Source organism: Methanobrevibacter sp., assembly GCF_051877095.1.
Classification (GTDB): Archaea; Methanobacteriota; Methanobacteria; order Methanobacteriales; family Methanobacteriaceae; genus Methanocatella.
Window position 1 is genome coordinate 150,904 of the sequence record NZ_JBJEIO010000004.1, and the last position, 20,326, is coordinate 171,229.

At 28.6% G+C, this 20,326-nt stretch carries 26 protein-coding genes; 8 read left to right on the top strand and 18 right to left on the bottom strand.

All coding sequences use genetic code 11. From position 1 onward, the window contains the following. The 4 genes from mtnP to ACI389_RS02815 form a co-directional block, all read right to left on the bottom strand. Positions 1-756, bottom strand: a complete 756-nt coding sequence (mtnP, locus tag ACI389_RS02800) for an S-methyl-5'-thioadenosine phosphorylase (RefSeq protein ID WP_439780027.1) — start codon at positions 754-756, stop codon at positions 1-3. 4 nt (positions 757-760) lie between these two features. Then, positions 761-2,209 (bottom strand): RtcB family protein, encoded by a 1,449-nt coding sequence (locus ACI389_RS02805; protein ID WP_439780028.1) that lies wholly within the window; start codon positions 2,207-2,209, stop codon positions 761-763. An 83-nt stretch (positions 2,210-2,292) separates the two neighbouring features. Continuing rightward, entirely contained in the window at positions 2,293-2,613 is a 321-nt protein-coding gene (locus ACI389_RS02810) for a hypothetical protein (RefSeq protein ID WP_439780029.1), read from the bottom strand. Positions 2,614-2,645: 32 nt separating this feature from the next. Further along, positions 2,646-3,059: an archease gene (locus ACI389_RS02815; protein ID WP_439780030.1), complete on the bottom strand. Its 414-nt coding sequence runs from the start codon at positions 3,057-3,059 to the stop codon at positions 2,646-2,648. 88 nt (positions 3,060-3,147) lie between these two features. On the opposite strand from ACI389_RS02815, the gene ACI389_RS02820 reads away from it, so the two are divergent. Next, positions 3,148-3,327, top strand: a complete 180-nt coding sequence (locus tag ACI389_RS02820) for a hypothetical protein (protein WP_432644588.1) — start codon at positions 3,148-3,150, stop codon at positions 3,325-3,327. A 106-nt stretch (positions 3,328-3,433) separates the two neighbouring features. Here the strand turns inward: ACI389_RS02820 and ACI389_RS02825 are convergent, their stop codons facing one another. The 4 genes from ACI389_RS02825 to ACI389_RS02840 are packed head-to-tail and all read right to left on the bottom strand — an operon-like array spanning position 3,434 to position 6,676. Then, complete coding sequence (locus ACI389_RS02825; protein WP_439780031.1) at positions 3,434-4,543, bottom strand: ORC1-type DNA replication protein; 1,110 nt, start codon at positions 4,541-4,543, stop codon at positions 3,434-3,436. A 33-nt stretch (positions 4,544-4,576) separates the two neighbouring features. Continuing rightward, a complete protein-coding gene (locus tag ACI389_RS02830) occupies positions 4,577-5,296 on the bottom strand; it encodes a 6-hydroxymethylpterin diphosphokinase MptE-like protein (RefSeq protein ID WP_439780032.1) in 720 nt (239 codons plus the stop codon). Between the two features lie 47 nt (positions 5,297-5,343). Beyond that, complete coding sequence (locus ACI389_RS02835; RefSeq protein ID WP_439780033.1) at positions 5,344-5,994, bottom strand: YczE/YyaS/YitT family protein; 651 nt, start codon at positions 5,992-5,994, stop codon at positions 5,344-5,346. Between the two features lie 7 nt (positions 5,995-6,001). Beyond that, positions 6,002-6,676, bottom strand: a complete 675-nt coding sequence (locus ACI389_RS02840) for a YczE/YyaS/YitT family protein (RefSeq protein WP_439780034.1) — start codon at positions 6,674-6,676, stop codon at positions 6,002-6,004. A gap of 105 nt (positions 6,677-6,781) precedes the next feature. Here ACI389_RS02840 and ACI389_RS02845 point away from each other — a divergent pair, with 105 nt between their 5' ends. From ACI389_RS02845 to ACI389_RS02860, 4 genes are all read left to right on the top strand, one after another. Beyond that, on the top strand, positions 6,782-7,924 hold the full coding sequence (locus tag ACI389_RS02845; RefSeq protein ID WP_439780035.1) for a pyridoxal-phosphate-dependent aminotransferase family protein: 1,143 nt from the start codon (positions 6,782-6,784) through the stop codon (positions 7,922-7,924). 252 nt (positions 7,925-8,176) lie between these two features. After that, positions 8,177-8,581 carry a GerW family sporulation protein gene (locus ACI389_RS02850; protein ID WP_439780036.1) on the top strand — a complete coding sequence of 135 codons (405 nt, stop codon included), beginning with the start codon at positions 8,177-8,179 and terminating at the stop codon, positions 8,579-8,581. 2 nt (positions 8,582-8,583) lie between these two features. Then, entirely contained in the window at positions 8,584-9,156 is a 573-nt protein-coding gene (locus tag ACI389_RS02855; protein ID WP_439780037.1) for a DUF2953 domain-containing protein, read from the top strand. Continuing rightward, positions 9,153-9,410 (top strand): hypothetical protein, encoded by a 258-nt coding sequence (locus ACI389_RS02860; RefSeq protein ID WP_439780038.1) that lies wholly within the window; start codon positions 9,153-9,155, stop codon positions 9,408-9,410. The genes ACI389_RS02855 and ACI389_RS02860 overlap by 4 nt, the downstream gene beginning before the upstream one ends. Here ACI389_RS02860 and ACI389_RS02865 read toward each other — a convergent pair. After that, the gene (locus tag ACI389_RS02865; protein WP_439780039.1) at positions 9,407-10,942 is read right to left on the bottom strand and encodes a thiamine pyrophosphate-binding protein; all 1,536 of its coding nucleotides are present in this window, start codon (positions 10,940-10,942) and stop codon (positions 9,407-9,409) included. The two genes, ACI389_RS02860 and ACI389_RS02865, sit on opposite strands and share 4 nt — an antisense overlap. After that, positions 10,939-11,397, bottom strand: coding sequence for a dCTP deaminase (locus ACI389_RS02870; RefSeq protein WP_439780058.1), 459 nt, complete (start codon positions 11,395-11,397; stop codon positions 10,939-10,941). The genes ACI389_RS02865 and ACI389_RS02870 overlap by 4 nt, the downstream gene beginning before the upstream one ends. A gap of 64 nt (positions 11,398-11,461) precedes the next feature. On the opposite strand from ACI389_RS02870, the gene dmpI reads away from it, so the two are divergent. Then, positions 11,462-11,650 carry a 4-oxalocrotonate tautomerase DmpI gene (dmpI, locus tag ACI389_RS02875; RefSeq protein WP_439780040.1) on the top strand — a complete coding sequence of 63 codons (189 nt, stop codon included), beginning with the start codon at positions 11,462-11,464 and terminating at the stop codon, positions 11,648-11,650. 6 nt (positions 11,651-11,656) lie between these two features. Here the strand turns inward: dmpI and ACI389_RS02880 are convergent, their stop codons facing one another. The 6 genes from ACI389_RS02880 to ACI389_RS02905 form a co-directional block, all read right to left on the bottom strand. Then, a complete protein-coding gene (locus tag ACI389_RS02880) occupies positions 11,657-12,595 on the bottom strand; it encodes a hypothetical protein (RefSeq protein ID WP_439780041.1) in 939 nt (312 codons plus the stop codon). A 54-nt stretch (positions 12,596-12,649) separates the two neighbouring features. After that, positions 12,650-15,370 carry a DUF3427 domain-containing protein gene (locus ACI389_RS02885; RefSeq protein WP_439780059.1) on the bottom strand — a complete coding sequence of 907 codons (2,721 nt, stop codon included), beginning with the start codon at positions 15,368-15,370 and terminating at the stop codon, positions 12,650-12,652. Then, positions 15,337-15,603 (bottom strand): hypothetical protein, encoded by a 267-nt coding sequence (locus ACI389_RS02890; RefSeq protein WP_439780042.1) that lies wholly within the window; start codon positions 15,601-15,603, stop codon positions 15,337-15,339. The genes ACI389_RS02885 and ACI389_RS02890 overlap by 34 nt, the downstream gene beginning before the upstream one ends. A 6-nt stretch (positions 15,604-15,609) precedes the next feature. Next, positions 15,610-15,768 carry a hypothetical protein gene (locus ACI389_RS02895; RefSeq protein ID WP_439780043.1) on the bottom strand — a complete coding sequence of 53 codons (159 nt, stop codon included), beginning with the start codon at positions 15,766-15,768 and terminating at the stop codon, positions 15,610-15,612. Next, the gene (locus ACI389_RS02900; RefSeq protein WP_439780044.1) at positions 15,761-16,153 is read right to left on the bottom strand and encodes a (deoxy)nucleoside triphosphate pyrophosphohydrolase; all 393 of its coding nucleotides are present in this window, start codon (positions 16,151-16,153) and stop codon (positions 15,761-15,763) included. The genes ACI389_RS02895 and ACI389_RS02900 overlap by 8 nt, the downstream gene beginning before the upstream one ends. Before the next feature lie 142 nt (positions 16,154-16,295). Next, positions 16,296-16,475, bottom strand: a complete 180-nt coding sequence (locus tag ACI389_RS02905) for a MarR family transcriptional regulator (RefSeq protein WP_439780045.1) — start codon at positions 16,473-16,475, stop codon at positions 16,296-16,298. Positions 16,476-16,766: 291 nt separating this feature from the next. Between ACI389_RS02905 and ACI389_RS02910 the strand changes: the two genes are divergently transcribed. Then, positions 16,767-17,471, top strand: coding sequence for a CPBP family glutamic-type intramembrane protease (locus ACI389_RS02910; RefSeq protein ID WP_439780046.1), 705 nt, complete (start codon positions 16,767-16,769; stop codon positions 17,469-17,471). A 223-nt stretch (positions 17,472-17,694) separates the two neighbouring features. On the opposite strand, the gene ACI389_RS02915 is transcribed toward ACI389_RS02910, so the two are convergent. Further along, on the bottom strand, positions 17,695-19,149 hold the full coding sequence (locus tag ACI389_RS02915) for a sodium-dependent transporter (protein ID WP_439780047.1): 1,455 nt from the start codon (positions 19,147-19,149) through the stop codon (positions 17,695-17,697). Positions 19,150-19,200: 51 nt separating this feature from the next. Between ACI389_RS02915 and ACI389_RS02920 the strand changes: the two genes are divergently transcribed. Further along, positions 19,201-19,578 (top strand): DUF4258 domain-containing protein, encoded by a 378-nt coding sequence (locus ACI389_RS02920; RefSeq protein WP_439780048.1) that lies wholly within the window; start codon positions 19,201-19,203, stop codon positions 19,576-19,578. Between the two features lie 29 nt (positions 19,579-19,607). On the opposite strand, the gene ftsY is transcribed toward ACI389_RS02920, so the two are convergent. Continuing rightward, positions 19,608-20,326, bottom strand: a 719-nt coding sequence (gene ftsY / locus ACI389_RS02925) for a signal recognition particle-docking protein FtsY (protein WP_439780049.1), incomplete at its 5' end; no start/stop codon positions are given.

A 20,326-nucleotide genomic window follows, 5' to 3' on the forward strand; every position in this document is an offset into this window, starting at 1 on the left:
TTATACTTCAGCACCATCTAATGCATGGCGACATGCACAATCAGATTCTTCAGCATTTTTTATAAAGTTATAAATTAATTCAAGTAGTTCTGATTCTTTTTGACTGACCATTTCAAAAACTTCATCAATAGTTAGTATATCCTCAGAAATACCTGCTGCATAATTAGATATTATACATATTGAATTATAGCAGATTCCTCTCTCACGTGCAAGGCTAACTTCTGGAACACCAGTCATTCCCACTAAGTCTCCACCAAGCATTTTAAACATTTTGATTTCTGCAGGAGTTTCAAAACGTGGGCCTTCTGTACATACATAAGTTCCCCCTAAAATCACATCCCCTGATTTTGCTAAAATATCTCTTAATGTTGGACAATATGGTTCTGTTACATCAATATGAACTACTTTGTCTTCATAGAATGTTTTAGCTCTGTTTTGTGAGAAATCTAAAAAATCATCTGGAATAACAAATGAACCTGGACCCATATTCTCATTCATTGATCCAACAGAGTTAGTAGCTATTATTTGAGTAACACCTACTTTTCCTAAAGCATCAATATTAGCCCTGTAATTAATCTTGTGTGGTGGGATAGAATGACCTGCAGCATGGCGAGGAATAAAAGCAACAGTTTTAGAGAATATTTCTAAAATAGATACTGTTACTTGCCCATATTCAGTTTCAACTAATTTTTCAACACATGAATCTGCTTTTTGGGTAATTTCATATACTCCACTACCACCGATAATTCCAATCATAAAATCATCCTTTACAAACTGAAAGTGGTTTAACTTTAGCTACAAGTTTAGCAATGCCAGTTTCATCAGATACTCTAACTACACTATCAACATCTTTATAAGCTCCAGGAGCTTCTTCTGCAATTACATTTTTACTAGTAGCTTTGATTTTAATGCCTTTTGATGCTAATTCTTCTGTGATTTCATTAGGATCATAATCTTCTTTAGCTTTGGATCTTGAAAGAACTCTTCCAGCACCATGAGCTGTTGAACCAAATGTTTCTTCCATTGCAACATCAGTTCCACATAAAACATATGATGCTGTTCCCATTGTTCCTGGAATTAATACTGGTTGACCAACAGCTCGGTATTTTTCTGGAACTTCTTCTCTTCCAGGTCCAAATGCACGGGTTGCGCCTTTTCTGTGAACTAATACATCTTCTTCACGATTGTAGATTTTATGAGTTTCCATTTTTGCAATATTATGAGCTACATCATATACAATATCCATTTCCATGTCTTTTGCGGATTTACCAAGGACTTCTTCAAAGGTTTCACGAACCCAATGAGTCATCATTTGTCTGTTTGCCCATGCATAATTAGCAGCTGCCGCCATAGCTTGAATATAATCTTGTGCTTCTTTTGAGTCGAGTGGCGCACATGCTAATTGCCTATCATCAATATTAATTTTGTACTTTTTATAAGCTTTATCCATTATTCTTAAGTAATCTGAACATACTTGATGACCGCATCCTCTGGAACCTGAATGAATCATGATTACAATCATTCCTTTTTCAAGTCCAAAGACTTTTGCGACTTCTTCATTATAAATTTCATCAACGACTTGAACTTCTAAAAAGTGATTACCTGAACCAAGAGAACCTAATTGTGGAATTCCTCTTTTTTTAGCTTTTTCAGAGACAATGCTTGAATCTGCATCAACCATTCTTCCGTTTTCTTCTAAAACATCTAAATCTTCAGACCATCCATATCCATTATCAACAGCCCATTGTGCACCATAATCAAGCACATCATTGATCTCATCCTCTTTAAGTCTTATTTTACCTTTACTTCCAACACCGGATGGGATATTTTTAAATAACTTTTCGGTAAGCTCATCTAAGTTATCTTCAATATCTTCAACTTTTAGATTTGATTTGATTAATCTAACTCCACAGTTAATATCAAATCCAACTCCACCTGGGGATACAATACCATTTCTTAGGGAAAATGCTGCAACCCCACCAATTGGAAATCCATATCCAAAGTGAATGTCTGGAAGTCCAATTGAATATCTTTGAACTCCTGGAAGGCATGCTACATTAACAATTTGTTCAATAGCTCCTTCTTCAAGTTCATCGAAATATTCATCAGCAATATAAAATCTTCCAGAAGCTCTCATTTTTTTATTAAAAGATCCTGGAACCTCATAAACATTATCTCTAACTTTTTTAATTTCATCTTTAATACTCATAAAAATCACAAAATCATTATATTTTAATTTTTATTTATAATATTATAAATAAAGTTTGTTAAATTCTAAAAAAAAGTAAATGATTAATTTCTAAATAGTGAAGATATTCCTGCAACGAGCAAAAATATTGCACTTATTATATTAATATATGCAGAACCAACAATTACAAACATTGTTGCAATTATAAAACCAACACCAGCAACCTCGTTATTCTTTTTAACATATAAACTTGCAGCAATTCCTAAAAAAGATGCAATAATAGCTACAAATCCTAAAAATGGAGTCGGGACATTTTCAATGGCTCCTAAAAATAATAACATAGAACCAGATAATAATCCTATAATTGATCCTATAATACCAAGCACCATTTCAAAATTTCTTGATATAGTTCTTGTCCTTCTCATAATAGATAATATATTTTTTCATATTATTTATATTATAAGTCAACAATAGCTTGAAGTTTTACTGGATTTGACTGTGAAACTTCCATTTTATGGAAGGTTATTGCTTTTATTTCAGATTTTCTTGTGTGCTTTTCCCAATTAATTTCTTCTCCTTTTATTGTTGCTTTTAGAGAAAAATTATCTAATATTTCAACATTAAATTCTGAAAATAACATGAATTCCACTTCATGATAAAATAAAAGTTCTTCAAGATAATCATATAACATAGAAACATTATCTTCTGAGGTTACTTCGAATGATATTTCTTTTGTTGGTTCAACATCATTAGTATCAGAAATTATATTAAAAATAGCTAATCCTGCATTTTCAAAAGCTTCATTTAAATCATTACCATATGCTTTAAAGCCTATATCTGCAGTTACTCCGAAATATTCAAATTTTTTCATGATTTTACCTCAAAAATATTACTTTTCAAATGCTCTCTTACTCTTTTTTTATATTAGTTATTTAACAATCTTAAATATAGTGATTAACATGTTCGAGAATAATGACACCACAATTCAGGTAGACTTAAGAAAAAAAAGTAGTTTAAAAGAAGAAATTAACTATAAAAACATTGACATTCAATCTTGCATGGTAGTGCTTGTAGTAATAGCAGCATTACTTTTATCTGTTATTTCTGTTGTTGCAGCTCAAAATCCGTATATCATATAAAGGATTTTACTATTTTTAATACCAAACCCTTAGTTGCACATTAGATTACAAGCTTACCATGCAATAATCTAATGTTAACAGAAATTAATTTCCTACAGGAAAAAACTTAAATTACATGTTCAGTGGGGTTAAAACGCAATATAATCTCTCTAGAATTTCCTCTAACCCCTTTTCCTGTAAATTTAGTATCAACCAATCTAACAAATTCTAATTTATCTAAAATACGATTAAAAGATGCATAACTGGAGTTTGTTTTTTCCTTATACATTTCAGATAACTCACCAGCTCTGCAAACACCATCCCAACTAGCGATGATTTTTAATAATTCTTTTTCAGCACTATTTAATGATTGTATTGTTTCAGCCACATTAATTGAAACTAATGATTCAATAGCTTGATCAAAATGCTCTTGAGTTATTTCACGACTAGCATTTGCTTCTGCAAAATTACCACAAGATTTTAAAAGATTAATTCCAATTCTTAAATCTCCATTTTCATGAGTATACATTGCAATTTGTTCTAGAATATCATCAGATAGTACACCTGGGAAAAATCCTACTTTTGCCCTGTCTCTTAATATATCTTCAATTTCTGAATAAGAATAAAGTGGAAAATGGATTTCTTGTGGGATAAATACTGAGTTTACATTTTTGTCAAATGCATATTTAAATTCCAAATCAGACAATATTGCAAAAATAGCTGTTTTAACTCCAGAATATTCTTCATATGCTCTAAGCATGTCGTAAAATACTTTATTTGCTGTTTTTGATTGGAATAAATAATTAACATCATCTAATGCTATAACAAGAGATTTATTATTTTTTTGAAGATTTTGCATGATTTGATCATAAATTCTGGAAAATGGAACTCCTGTTTCAGGTGGGACATGTCCAAATATTTTCTTATAGATTTGTGAAAATATTCCAAAACGAGTTGTGTGAAGTTGGCAGTTAATGTAAACACAAACTACTTTTTCTGTGTTTTTTTCAACAAGCTCAAATACTTTCCTTATTGCTGTTGTTTTTCCTGTTGCAGGTGAACCTAAAACAATAGCACTTGATGGTTGACCACCAATCATAGCTGGTCTTATTGATATTGCCATTGCTTCCATTTGTGTATCCCTAAAATTATAATTTGGAGGCATATAGTCCTGATCAAAAGCATTTATATTTTGAAATAATGTTTCATCATGCATTAAAATATCTTCAATTGCCATGTTATCTAATTCTATTTTAAGTATTATTTATTATTATTCTAATAAATTAACTACATTAACTGATTCATTTTCAACTATCCAATTTGTGAATTTTTCAGCATACATTAATTTTTTCCTTTTAAAATCATCAGCATCATCCACATCTACTTCGAGATTAGGTCTTGAATATTTAGTTACTTTGTCTCCAAAATCCATACCTGCAAGTATAATTTCAGATGCTCCAAGAGCCACAGATAAGAATAATGCTCTGTCTCCATCAGTAAATCCTCCAAAATTGTAAATGTTTCCAATAGGTTGTGCTTGTGTTGTTCCAATAACACTATTGAAAAATTGAGGAAGTGTAGCTATTTTATCTATGTTATCTCCATGAGCATGAATTGCAATATTTGCTCCTCTAATGTTTGCAATTAAAATATCATCCAAGTTTCCATCTAAATCTGTGCATATTATATCTGGAGATATTCTCTCTTCAATCATAGCTGTTGTTGCTCCATCTGCTGCAACTAAAACATAATCTTTTAAATCATAATCCTCTTTTAACATGAGAATATGTTCTTTTAAAGATGGTCCTGCACCAAATACTATGAATTTATCTGAAAAACCTACTATCTGTGATAATTCATCTAATGTAAGACATCCTTGTGTTGATAAAATTTCATCAAGAAGTTTTGCTGATTTTTCATCATCATTCCTTGAAAATCCAAAATCATCAAGTATTTCTTTATAATATTTTTCCCAAAGCCCAAATTCCATATTTAAACCTCACTAACATAATTTAGCTTTTAATTTATTAATATAATTTATTCTTTATTTACAACATTGATTTTACTACCAGTTAGATACTCATATAAATTAGTGATTTGTCTTAGAGTAAATCCAACAAAAAATGCTGATATGACTGTTCCAATATTAACTGCCCCAAAAGCAGTTGTATAAAATAATTCACATAATATTAATGATATTATCACCATTGATGCATCAAAGCATATTTTAATTGTTGAAAATCTCCATCCAGTAACAATTGCAATTGATTCAACACAACCTTCCCCTGGAAGAGGTGCAATATTAGCTGGCAGGTAAATAAAAATTCCAAATGCGATTAAAAATATACTTACGATAAGAAATAATACAGACATTCCCAGTGATGGGTCAAATGGTATGAATGATACCAAATAAAGTGCAACATTAGTGAAATATCCAAATAATATACAATTAATAAACTGAAGTAATCTTTTTTTATGAAATCTTGAGCGTAGAATAATAAACTGGATTACAACCAATAATACATTAAACAGAAATGTTGTAATTCCAATATCAACATTTGTAATCAATGTAAGTGAATATGCAATAGAACTTATTGGAGTTGTTCCAAGAAGAGAGATTATTGAAAATGCAACACCAGTTGCCATTATAAATAATCCAATAACAAAATAAAATATCCTTTTTATCATATCAACACTACATTTTCTTTAAATCTGCTTCTTTTCCAGTAAGTTTAGCATAAATCATATTCATTATTTTTACAGTTGTTCCAACAGATAGTGCAGCAATTATTGTCCCAATACCAACAGTTATGTCGGATACATGAAATATGAGAGATAAACTTAATGAAATAATTATCATGGTTATATCAGTCATAACTTTTATTTTTGCAAATGATTGATTAGCATAAATTGATACTGCTTGTGTTAAACCATCAATAGGAACTGGAACAACATTTGTTGGAACATAAAGGAATAATCCAAATGCCAAAATGACAATTCCCAAAATTAAAAAGATAATCTGAATTATTAAATTATCAATTGGAGGTATTACACTTAATAATATCATTGAAATAGAGGTAAATGCTCCAAATAGTATCCCGACAAATACCTGTAAGAAATGTTTTGGATGGAACGCTTTTCTTAAAAGCAACAGTTCAATTAAAACTACAAAACATAGAAATGCCATATTACAAATCCCTACATCAATTCCAGATATAATGCTTATGGTATAAGGTACAGCAACAACAGGAGTTGAACCTAAATTAGATTTAATTGAAAAAGCTATACCAATGTTCATAATAAATAGTCCAACTACATATTTAATTATTCGTTTGTATTCAATTTTATTTTGGTTAAAAAAATTCATCATAATATTATATGTATTACCAAATATTTAAAAACAATAAAAATTAAAAATTTAATTAGCTTTGAACAAGCTATATGAAAATTATATTTTATGATGGAGGAAAATTTAATGAACGAAACTTTATTAATGCTTCCAGGTCCAACAACAGTGCACCCTAGAGTGCTTGCTGCAATGTCTAAAGCTGTTGTTAACCATAGAGGAGCCAAATATGGAGAAATTTTAACAGAAACCAACAAATTAATGGCTGATATTTTCCAAACCTCTAATGATGCTTACTTATTAACAGGATCTGGAACTGCAGCTATGGAAGCAGGTATTAGTAATACTGTTGCTTCTGGAGAAAAAATGCTCAATGTAGTAGGTGGAAAATTCGGTGAACGTTTCATGAAAATCGCAAATACTCATGGAATCGAAACTCAAGAATTAGCAGTAGAATGGGGAACTGCTGTAACTCCTGAAGCAATCAAAGAAGCATTAGATGCAGATGAAAATATTAAAGCTGTATCTTTAATTCATAATGAAACTTCCACTGGTGTAGCTGCACCTATTGAGGAAATTGGTAAAGTAATGAAAAATTACGATGCATTATACATCGTAGATACCGTATCTTCACTTGGAGGAGATTACGTAGATGTAGAAAAATTTGGAATTGATGTTTGTGTGACTGGATCTCAAAAATGTATTGCTGCACCACCTGGAATGGCAGCCATTACATTAAGTGACGATGCATGGGCAGCTGCGGATAAAATTGACTCACCTACATTCTACTTAGATATGAAAGCTGCAAGAAAAAGTGGAGACAAAGTCCCACCTCAAACTCCATACACTCCTGCTGTATCATTAACTTATGCAATGAACGAAGCATTAAATATGATTATGGAAGAAGGACTTGAAGCAAGAGTTGAACGTCACCACAAAGCAGCAAAAGCTAGTGTAGCTGCTGTTAAAGCATTAGGATTAGAATTATTTGCTGATGAAGCTGTATCTTCTGCAACTGTAACCGCAGTAAAAATGCCTGAAGGAATTACTGACGATCAATTCAGAGGAACTGTCCGTGACAAATACGGCGTAGAATTAGCTGGTGGACAAGATCACTTAAAAGGAAATGTTTTCAGAATTGGACACATGGGAAATATTACCTACAAAGAATTAGTCCAAACTTTTGCTGCTATTGGTATGACCTTAAAAGGTTTAGGTGTAATTGAAGATGCTGGTGCTGGTGTAGCATCCATCACAGAATCATACTTATGATTCTGTTTTTCTATTTTTTTACAATTTAATTTTAACAATTGTTATATTGGTTAAATGATTTTTGAATAGTTTTAGTCACAAATCAAAATTTACACTTGAAATACATGTCTAATAAGTTATAAGTTAAAAGTTACACTTGAAATGTATGTCTAATAAGTTATAAGTTAAAAGTTACACTTGCAATATATCTCTTAATAAGATATATTAAATAAAAAAAATAAAGAGAATAACACTAATCTAGGATGTGAAGATATGAGTCAAAATATTAAAACAACCGTTGAAGAATTACGTAAACTTATCAATATAAAAAATATTGTCGGTGAACCTATTGAAACCGAAGATAAACTTTTAATTCCAGTAATGAGAATGGGAGTCGGATTTGGTGTTGGAGAAAACATTTTAGGTGCTGAAAAAGGTGATGCAGCAGGTGCAGGTGCTGGAGTAGAACCAATTTCTATGGTAATAATTCCTAAAAAAGGAAATGATGCTGAAGGTATTCGTGTACTTAACTTAAGTAAAGGTAGTCAAGCTAACAAAGCATTATCTGATTTAGGACTTTTAATAAGTGATTTAATAAAAAGTTATACTAAAAAAGATGATGATATCGACGAATCAGAATACATTGAACCAGAATTTACCACAACCGATGCTGAATAAACATGTTAAACATCCTATTGATGATTATTTTAATAATCATCGTTTTTATTATTGCCCTACTTTATTTTGGAATCAGAATATCACTAATTTATGATAAAACAGGCAGTAAACTTAAAGGATGTCTACAAATATTCATTTTAAGAAAAATTAAAGTATACTCATCAAATCAACCATCAAGTAAAGACAAAGATGAAGATACTGATGAAGAAAAAACTGATAGGAATATAAAACAGCTATTTAAAATAGCTAAACCCTGTTTTGGACATTTCAAAATATTTTTAAAATCATTTATGAAATGCATTAGAGTTCAAAAACTTGAAAATCATCTCATTTTTGGTATGGACTCATACACTGATACAGCAAAGTATATTGGCTACATTTGGGGATTCATTGTAATTGTAAATTCTACTCATAAGAATGCAAGATTAAGTGCTGAACCTTCATTTAATGGAAGCATATTTGATGTAAAAGGTACTAATGAGCTTGAAATAAATCTCTTAAAATTAATTCCACCAATTTTAAAATTAATTTCTAAAAAAGAAGTTAGAACATTAATAAAAGAGGTTAGAAAATGAAAGAAGAAGTAAAAAAATTCATTTCCGATATATCAAACATTGAAATTATTAACGAATATGAATTTCATGAACTCTGTGGATTGACATTCGTATGTAAAAGTGAATTTTTTCAAGTAAAAAACCAAATAAGTTCTGCATCAATTACACCTATTGGAATTATTTATACTGAAAATAATGAATATTATTTTGCACCACTATCCGATGACATTAATGTTGATCAGGTAGTTAAAAATTATTTAAAATTTATTGATTAAGCTTTAGGAAGAGGAATATCCTCACTTTCTACAACAACCTCAACAACAAGAGGTCCAATTAACTCTTTTTCTAATATTAATTCCAAATCTGCTAAATTATCTGCTCTAATAGCATCAATTCCATAACTTGAAGCTAATTTTGTAAAGTCAGGATTATTTAACTTAATTTGATAAGGTTCCATACCATACATTGACTCTTCCCATTGCCTAATAATACCATATTCTGAATTATTTAAAATGAAAATAATTACATTTAAGTTATTTTCACGGATTGTAGCTAATTCTTGGAGATTCATTTGAAAATCTCCATCTCCATTAATCACAATTACTTTTTCACCAGTTGCAATTGCAACACCAATAGCTGCTGGAAGACCATATCCCATTGGAGCCATTGCACCTGAAAACAATAACTGACCAGGTTTTAAAGATTTTTTAAGAAGTGTTGTCCAAGTAGTGTGTGATCCTGCATCTGATACAACAATGTTATCAGAAAATTTATTTAAAATTCTTTTAATAGCACTTTGAGGTTTTAAATCCTCATTTAGACCTTCCACTTTAACTTCATTATCAATTTCTAAAATTTCACTCAACCAATTAACTTTTTTAAAGTTAATTTCAAGTAAGAAATCTTCAACTTTACCATGAATTGGACAATCCCCAATTAATACATCTGAATTAATATTTACATGAATCAAATTCTTAGGAATTTCAGGCAAAGTTCTCTCTGATGCTTTTATACCCAATGCAATTATACAATCTGCATTTTCCATTGCATATTTTGCTCTTGGAGTTGCACGTATTCCAACAAGACCTAAATTTAAATCATCATATTCAGATATAATTCCTTTTCCATGAAATGTTGTAGTAACTGGGATTTGATACATTTTAGATAACATTTCAATATTTTCTCTTTGTGAGCTTGCACCTGCACCCAAAATAAATAATGGTTTTACTGCATTGTCTATTAACTCTTGAGCTTTAGATATATTTGATAAATCCTTTTCACATAAATAGCATAATTCAAAATCATCAAAATCTTCTTCTAGCAAGACATCTTTTGATAAGTTAATATGAATCGGTCCTTTTGGCATGGTTTTAAGTTCATAAATAGCTGCTCTTAAAACATAAAGTGCTTCAGTACCGTTTAATGGATTATAAGATGCCCTAGTTATGTTTTTAAAAATTTCCACCTGAGGAGTAGTTTGAAAATGATCAGTCCCTCTGTATTTTAGTTCATTATCACCAGTTAAAATAAGTAATGGAATATTATCTTTAAAAGCTGTTGCAACTGCCATTGTAAAGTTTAAAGCTCCAGGAGAAGCTGTTGCAATACAAACACCAATTTTACCACTTGCCCTATAATACCCATCAGCTGCATGAGCTGCAGCTTGTTCGTGCCTTGTCAATACATGATTAATATTAGATTCAGATAATGCTTTATAAACTGGCATTATTTGTTCGCCAGGTATCCCGAAAATATTTTCAATTCCTTCTTCCTCAAGGATTTTAACAAATTTGCTAGCTACATTCAATCTTCCACCTCTTGATATGAACCATTATATTCACCAGAACCATCAACTGGAAATATAACTGCCTGAGCTATCCTATCACCTGATTTAATTTTATATTCAAAATCACCATGATTGTAAATCATAAACATGAGAGTTCCATAAAAACCCGGATCACCTACAGCAGTTTGAACAGAAACAAAAGACCTAAGAAGAGTTGATCTTGGAAGATAAAGCATAGTGTATCCCTTTGGAATTTTAATTTTTCTTTTAATACTTGCAAGATATGCAGTATGTGGTTTTAAAGTGTAGACATCCCCTGCCATTTCTTTAATTTCAGGCAAATTCTTTTTGCTATCAATTAAAGACCCAGCACTCTCTTGCACATATATCTTATCTAATTCTAAATCAATTCCAGAAGGTTGTACTAAATCAGCGAAGTCCGGAAATATCTTAACAAGTTCTTTTTCACCAAGCATTATATCAAATCCTTTTAATAATCTATTTATATTCAATACTTAATATATTTTAAATGGTGATAAAATGCCTGTAATTACAATAGCTGGAAATAATGGAATAACTATAGAAAAGAAAAGAGAAATGGTAAAAAAAGTGTCTGAAGTAGTATCTGAAGCATATGACTTACCAATAGAAGCAATAACCATACTAGTTCAAGGTTATAACTTTGATGATATTGGAGTTGCTGGTGAATTGTTAAGTGAAAAAAAATGAAATATATTATGAATTTATTTTAGAGTAATTATCATCTGTTTTTTCTATGAGATTTAATTCAATTAAACTCTCTAAATTCTTTAATATTTTTTTATCAAAATTTTTAGAATTATATCTAATTAATGATTTTTTAATTTGATTAAATGATGTATCTTTATCTATAACATCTAAAACTGCTTGTTGAAATGGAGTTAAATTAAAAATAACTTGGTCTAAAATAGATTCATTTTCATTAACATTATCAAATGACCAATTATCATCTTTTGTTTTAACTTGGAATTTATCTTCTAATTCATAAATTTTATTTTTTAAAAAATCCAAGTGAGGATAACTTGCAAGACCATATTTATGCTTTGATATCTTTGCTAAAAACTCTTCATGAACATTTTTAATATCAATTTCATTTTTAGTTTTAAAATTACCTAAAACATAAACATTATCATCAATTACAGTAGTGACTCTATAAGTAAATGTTTCATCATCAAATTCTATTTCTCTAAAAGAATTAATATTCCAATTATTATCTAAGAGAATATTTCTAACAAATTGAGCATCTTCTAAATTATCATAATATCCAAATATATACTCATCACCTGCGATTTGTTTTTTAATTACAAATGTATCAAATACTTTTGTAATATTTAAACCATAAGCTGAATTATTTGGATTTCTTTTGAACTTTTTAATGAGATTTGTGATTTCGTGAGGATTAAGTTGAGTTTTACTTTTTTTAAGTAAATGTAATTTTTCATCGATTATAGCTAAAACTAAATAATCATCTTCTTTTTTAACAATAGAAGCTATTCTATCTAAATTCCAATCATATTGAATTAGCAAATCCCTAATAAAAATAGCATCATCATATTCAGCTATTTTAGCATATATCTTAGAGCCCTTAACAATATTAAAAGAATTTTTATTTTCTCGTAGATATTTTCTATCCATACTAGTAATTTATTTAACAAATAATATAAATTATGTGAAAATTAATATGATTTTTTAATCATTTACAAAATAACTATAAAGTTCATCCTTAACTTCAGTGTTGATTTTAAATTTAAAGTTAACAATTGATTGTTTTTTATCATCAATTTCACGATAAAGTTGATTATGACCTAATGGAGTTAGCTTACCAATATAATAAAATTCAATGCCTTCATCATTATTTTTTTGAATAAATAGCTCAATATCTAAATCTGTGTAATTAACTATTGAAGCTAATTCAGAACTTGATACTTTTCTGTTATTTCTACTCATCCAACTAAAAAGTTGCTTTGATATAAATTGATCTTCATAATTAATAGTTTCTGAAATATCTTCTTTTTTATTATAAGTTACAAAAATCGGACAAGTATTATACTTAACTTTATATCCTCCGACATTTTGAGCATTCATGAATCTTTCCCAATTTAAAAGTCTTAAAACATCTTCTCTTGAGTATTTTTCATATAATTTAAATTTATTCTCATCTTGGTAAATATGAGAATATTTAAATAATCCATACTTTATAGCATCTTCAAAATGATTTAAATAAACTGGATTAGTTAAACTAGATTTAAAATCTGGAGAAATCGTAAATTTATAATCTTTATTATTTTCTAAATCATTATAGGCTTTTTTATCAAAATTAAAGAAAATATTTTCATAATCCATTGTTTTATCTTTTGAAACAAAACTTGTAACCGTATTTGCTTGATAATCATCGCTAGTTTCTTTTCTATAAAAATTCATACTTAAATAATTAATAGCATGTTTTATTGAGTTAAATTGATTCGAAAGACCATATTCTTCTTTTAAATATTTTTCAACAGTATTAACAGTGAAATAATTATTAAATTTAAGGCAACTTAAAATAACAAATTCATGTGGCCTTATTCCTTTGATTAATTTTTTAGAAATAAATTTAAGAGATGCAACTTCCCCATCACTTAATGTAGACTTATAATCATCATCGACATAATCTAAGAAATTATGATATGAATCAAATTTAGAGTGATTTAAGATAATTTCTGGATTAAATTCTCCATTAATTGCAAAGTCATATAATAAAGGAATACGACCTAATTTATTTTTTAAGTTATTATATTTTTCTTTAAATACAACTATTTTTGAAAATGAAGAATTGTTAATTGACTCATATATGTGCTTTTTAGAAATTTCATCAAAATTAATTGAAGAAGGTCCAGGAATAAGTTTATTGCCTTCCATTAAAAATTTACGGATTTTATCTTTATCGTAAGACCTATCTCCAGAAAGTGCAATTGGAATCATGAAATTATTCTTATAATTACCAATAAAATCAATAATAACAACATATTCTTTATTTTGATATTTCCTAAGACCCCTTCCGAGTTGTTGAATAAAAATAATTGGAGATTCAGTTGGTCTAACTAGCAATACTTGATTAATTTCAGGAATATCAACTCCCTCATTAAAAATATCCACAGTGAAAATAAACTCTAATTTATCTGGATTTTTATCATTAGTTAACCTATCAATAGCTTCCAATCTTTTATCTTGTGAATCATCACCAGTTAAAGCAACTGACATGTATCCTCTTTTATTAAATTCCTTTGACAATAATTTTGCTTCTTTTTTACTAGAACAAAATACTAGTGCTTTTCTCCTATCTCCAGAATATCCATAAAACTCTGATTTTTCAATTAAATAATTAACACGCTTATTTGATGCGAGTAAATTGAAATCCTTAAACTCATCATCAATTTCACCATTATCAAACTCAACATCACTAATTCCAAAATAATGGAACGGACATAGCAAATCTTCTTCTAGAGCTTCTTGAAGTCTGATTTCATGGGCAATATTATTATCAAATAAATCATAAATATTAAATCCATCAGTTCTTTCAGGTGATGCAGTCATTCCAAGCCAAAATTTAGGATTAAAATAATTGAAAATATTTTGATAACTTAAAGCTCCTGCTTTATGAACCTCATCAATAATAATATAATCAAAATGATTTTTATCATATCTTTTATACACATCCTCTTTTGACATTGTCTGAATTGTTGAGAAAAGATAATTTTTATCATATTCCTTGGAATTTCCAGACAATAATCCAAAGTTTTCATGATCTTTAAAGATTTTTTTATAAGCATTAATTGATTGTTTTGCAATTTGTTCCCTGTGAACTAAAAACAAGAATCTTTTAGGTTTAAAATCATTAACAGCAAAAGCAGATGCATAAGTTTTACCAGTACCTGTTGCTGATACCAAAATAGCTCTTTTCTCACCTTGTTTAATGAGATTTCGTAAGTTTTCAATAAATTGTTCCTGCATTACATTTGGAATTAATGTAACATTCTCTTTAATTTCCTTTGTAACTTTCCTTAATTCAGTGAACTGTTTATTATCATTGTAGATTTTTTCATATTCTGGTAAAACATTTTCCAATTCATCAGCATTATCCCACAATGTGAAAAATTCCTTTTTGATTTCAGCTAGTATTTTACCTTCTTTTAGCGAAGTAAACTCAACATTCCACTCTTTATTTATAGACAATGCATTCATTGTTAAATTAGAACTTCCAACAATTCCCTTATAAATATCATTTTTCTTAAAAATATATCCTTTAGTGTGAAACCCTTCATTTTCTTGACTATAAAGCTTAACTTCAATATTATCAAATTCTTGAAGTTTACGTAAAGCTTTTGGTTCTGTAAAAGTTAAATAATCAGTTGTAAGAATCCTACCTTTGATGTTTTTCTTTCTAAATTTTTAAATTCCTCTAAAAGAGGAGTTAAACCACTTAATGTAATAAATGCCGAAGATATGATAAATTCATCACAATTTTGAAGTTCATCACGAATAGAATTAATAATCTTAGTTTCTTTACTATTACACAATAATTTTGGTCTAAAATCTAAACTAGAATCTAATTTTTCATCTATAAAAGCAGTTTTTGCCCCATTTAAGATTTCATCCATGTCCATTTAAATCTACTCTTTTTGAAGATGCTCAATTAGTTGTTCAAGTTTTTCAACTTGAAGTCTGAAATCTTCTTCTCTCGGTGTTCCCTTAACTTTTTCAAGCTTATTTTCCAATTCAACTTTTTTATTTTTTGCAAGCTCTAATCTTTTATCCATCATGCTAATCACTCATTGTCTCTTTTAAATAATCAATAATTTGAATATCTGCAGGAATCCAATTAACAGAATCTAATTCATTTTTAGCTAACCATTTCGAATCATTATGCTCAATTAGTTTTGGGACTCCTTCTATAATTATTGATTCAAAACAACTCATTTTAAGATAGAAAGTAGGATATTGATATTCTAAGTCTAGGGCAAATTTAATAGGTTTTATTACACAATCAAGTTCTTCTTTAATTTCCCTTATAAGAGCTTCCTCTTTTATTTCATTATTTTCTATTTTTCCACCAGGAAACTCCCACATATCAATAAATTCACCATAGCCCCTTCTTGTTGCTAAAATCTTATTATCTTTTTTAATAATAGCTGCAACAACATTTAATGTTTTCATAACATCTCACCTTGACATTATATTTAGCAGCTTACGTTATAAATTTTAGTTTAGGAATTAAATAAAATAAAAAAATAACTCAATCTTTAAATAAAAACTAATATTTAAAACAAAAAGCAAATAAAAAATAAAAAAATGTTATCTACTCATTAAGAGTCCAATAACATCTTTTAGGTGAAACTATTGTTTCATCTTTTTTTAATTCTTTCATTATTTTATCTACTTCTTTTTTCTCAACACCAGATATTTCGCTGACTTTTTTTGCATTTAATGGTTCTTCTGAAGTTCTAAATGCCTCAATAACTTTTTCTTTATCACTCATTTTATCACCTAATTATTTATAGAGTATATAAAAATGTATCCACAAACAATAACTTAAATTGTGAAGTTAACAGTTAATATTTTTACCTATGTAACTTTTAAATGTTCGTAACTTTAAACCTTAACTCCTCACTACAATATCATTAATTAAATAATTACCTATAAAAAAAAATATTTTTTATTAAAACTCATAATATTAATTTATTCAATTAAAACTGTTAAAATTGATAAAAATTATAAATAAAACTAAAAATATAAATTGTACTTAGTTAAATTTGATTTAAGTGATATAATGGAGAAATATTTTAATTTTGAAAATAAAGAACATGATATTCCCTATTATAATCACAATCCACGACTTTCAAAAAGTGCATGGATTGTATTATTATCTACTATAATACTCTCTTTCTTATGTTATGGTCTTTTTGAGGGAATATCTGAACTTTTAGCAAGTGCTATATTCTGTGCAGTTATGCTTGTACCTTTAATGTATTATTCTAATTGGGACATATCATTAATACTTCGCAAACCAACAAAAAGTGAAATTAAACTTGCAATACTTCTTTTTATTGGTTATATGGCCTATGCACTAATTATGAATGGTGTTATGAACATTTTTTTAGGATCTAATACAGGAACATCATCTACTGAATTTGTAGTTAATGTAGAATTTATAATTTCATTAATATTCTCAATGATGGGGGAAGAATTAGTTAAATTCATTCCATTTGCATTCCTAATGAGATTAATTTATAAAGGTACAAATAACCGTAAATTATCAATTACAATATCTACAGCTATTATTTTAGTATTTTTCGGACTTATACACTATGATTTCCAAACATCTATCATCTCAGTTTTATTACTACAAGGACTTGGATCAACATTTGAGTTTTACGGATATATTAAAACTAAAAATTTATTTGTACCCTATTTAAGTCATATATTAACCGATGCAGTAATTTTCACATTAATATTATTTGGTTTAGCTGTTTAATATATTGACATATGATTTGAATAATGTAATGAAAGGTGAAATTTAACATCCCACTATCTACCTAAAAACTATGAACTTAAATAAATTAATGTAAGTAGACATCATTAATTGTTAAATTTACAATATCAAACCATCAAATAAAAAATAGATTTAATAATTTAATAACAAATTTATTAAACTATTAAATAAACAAATCTAAAATTAATAATTTAAGTGAGAAAAATTATTCCTCACTTGGGTTAAGTTTTGTTAAGAAAATAGATGAAACTAAAACTGCAATAATAATTATTAAATCAATTACAATTTCAAATATATGTGCACTTGTAAATAACTGCACAATACCAATAACCCACATAATTATTAAAACACATGGTAGCAAGTATTTAATTATAAACATCCATTTTTTACCAACAGTAAAGGAAGAACATTCATTTAAAACTGGTAAAAAGCGTTCTACACCATAGAACCATGCGAATACTATACATTGAACACCAATTAAAAGCAAAATACCAAATTCATTTACAAATGAATCAATAATACCCACCATATAACTACTAATTCCAGTTGTTAAAAGAATAGAAAATACACAACCAATAACTGATAACACAGTAGCAGCTTTTTTACGAGACCATCCAAGTTTTTCCACAGTTGAACTTAACATTGGTTCAAAAAATCCTAAAGCTGAAGTAATACCTGCAAATAATATTGCTAAAAACAACATTGGAGCTAAAATACGACCAATTGGTCCCATTACATTGAAAACCATCGGGAAAACAACAAATACTAAACTAGTACCTTCTGTAATCAAATCAACCATTGGCACTCCATTCATATAAGACATATAACCTAAAATTGAAAATACACCAAATGCAGTACAAACTTCAAAAATAGAGTTTGAAAACACAACAACCAATACATTATCAATTAATTTTGAGTTTTCAGGTAAATAACTAGCATATGTAACTGCAATAGCTTGCCCCATACTTAATGAAAAAATAATCTGTGAAAATGCTGCAAGCCAAATATTCACATTAAGAAGACTACCCCAATCAGGATGTAAAAGCGTATTCACCCCAATCATTGATCCAGGAAGTGTTAATGAATAAACAATAATAATTCCCATGATTATAAATAATAAAGGAATAAGCACTTTAGACACAACACCAATACCTTTATCAACATCCCTATAAGATATAAACCACAACACAATCCACAATAATAACACTGCAATTGTAGTAGGAATTAATAAGAGACCTATATTACTAAAATCAGAGCTTCCACCTACTGTATTTATAAAGTAAGATGCAGTATCAGTTCCCCAATTAAATGTAAAACTACTAAATAGATATACTAAATCCCAACCTAGAATTACAAGATAATAAATAACAACAATAAATACAAATAACACTAAAATCCAAGCAATTATCTCAAACTTAGGTTTAATTTTTTTCATAATCTTCGAAAAAGACTCTTTAAATGAGAATCCCACACCATATTCTAAAATTAAAAAAGGAATCCCCATAATAGCTATTGCAATAAGATAAGGAATAAAAAATGATCCTCCACCATTAGCGTAAAGCACATAACTGAAACGCCATATATTTCCAAGACCTACTGCTGCACCAATCATTGCAAAAATAAATGATATGGACGAATTCCATTGCGGTTGTTCAGACATACATAATATTTTATGAAAATATATATAATAAACTTTACATAAAAAAATGTAATGAACGCATTTGACAAATTTTTAATAGGTGATACAACATCAATAAATTGGTGCTTTGAAAATCGCCATTTCAATGAAAGATTACAAGACAATGGAATATCTAGAGAATACATTGTTGATTGCTTAATGGAGAAAGAACCTATTAAATATGAACATGTTGAAAACAATACTTATGCTGCAGTATATAATGCTCCATCAAATAAGGATTATAAAGAAATTAGACTCATAATGGCAGTTACTGGGAATTCAATTGACCTTGTAACTATAATGAGAAATAACGAAACAACAACTGAACGACAGAAAAGACAATTTCAATCAAAAAAACATAAAAATATAGAAAAAAAGAGAATTAAAGCAATTTCAAAAAGGAAATGGTAAGTGATAAATCTTATTTACCACCATACACATTATTCTTCACCAATTTCAGTACCCTCATCACTGAATAATTGATTTAACATCCATTCAGAATCATATTCTTTAATATCATCATATCCTTGACCCATACCAAGGAACATTATTGGCTTTTTAATTACATAACCAATAGAAAGTGAAGCTCCTCCTTTACTATCTGCATCAGCTTTAGTCAATATTACACCATCAATATCAATAGCTTCATTAAATTTCTTAGCTTGTTCAGTTGCATCATTACCAGTTAAAGCATCCCCAACAAATACTACTAAATCAGGTTTTGAAACTCTTTTAATCTTTTTCATTTCATCCATAAGATTAGTATTAGTTTGCATTCTACCCGCAGTATCAATTAAAACTAATTCTTTTCCCTGTGCACGAGCATGTTCAATAGCATCAAATGCAACAGCTGCAGGATCTGATCCTTTTTGGTGCTTAATGATTTTAACACCAACATTATCAGCATGATATGTAACTTGTTCAATAGCTCCTGCTCTAAAAGTATCTGAAGCAGCAATAACTGGAGTATAACCTTTTTTCATATAGAAATTAGCTAATTTACCGATTGTTGTTGTTTTTCCAGTACCATTGATTCCAACAAACATCACAACTAATGGTTCTCCTTCAACTTTTTTAGCTTCAATCATTTCGGTCATAGATTTACCTGGAATACTAATAATATCAGATACTGCATTTTTTAGTGCTAAAAATGTATATT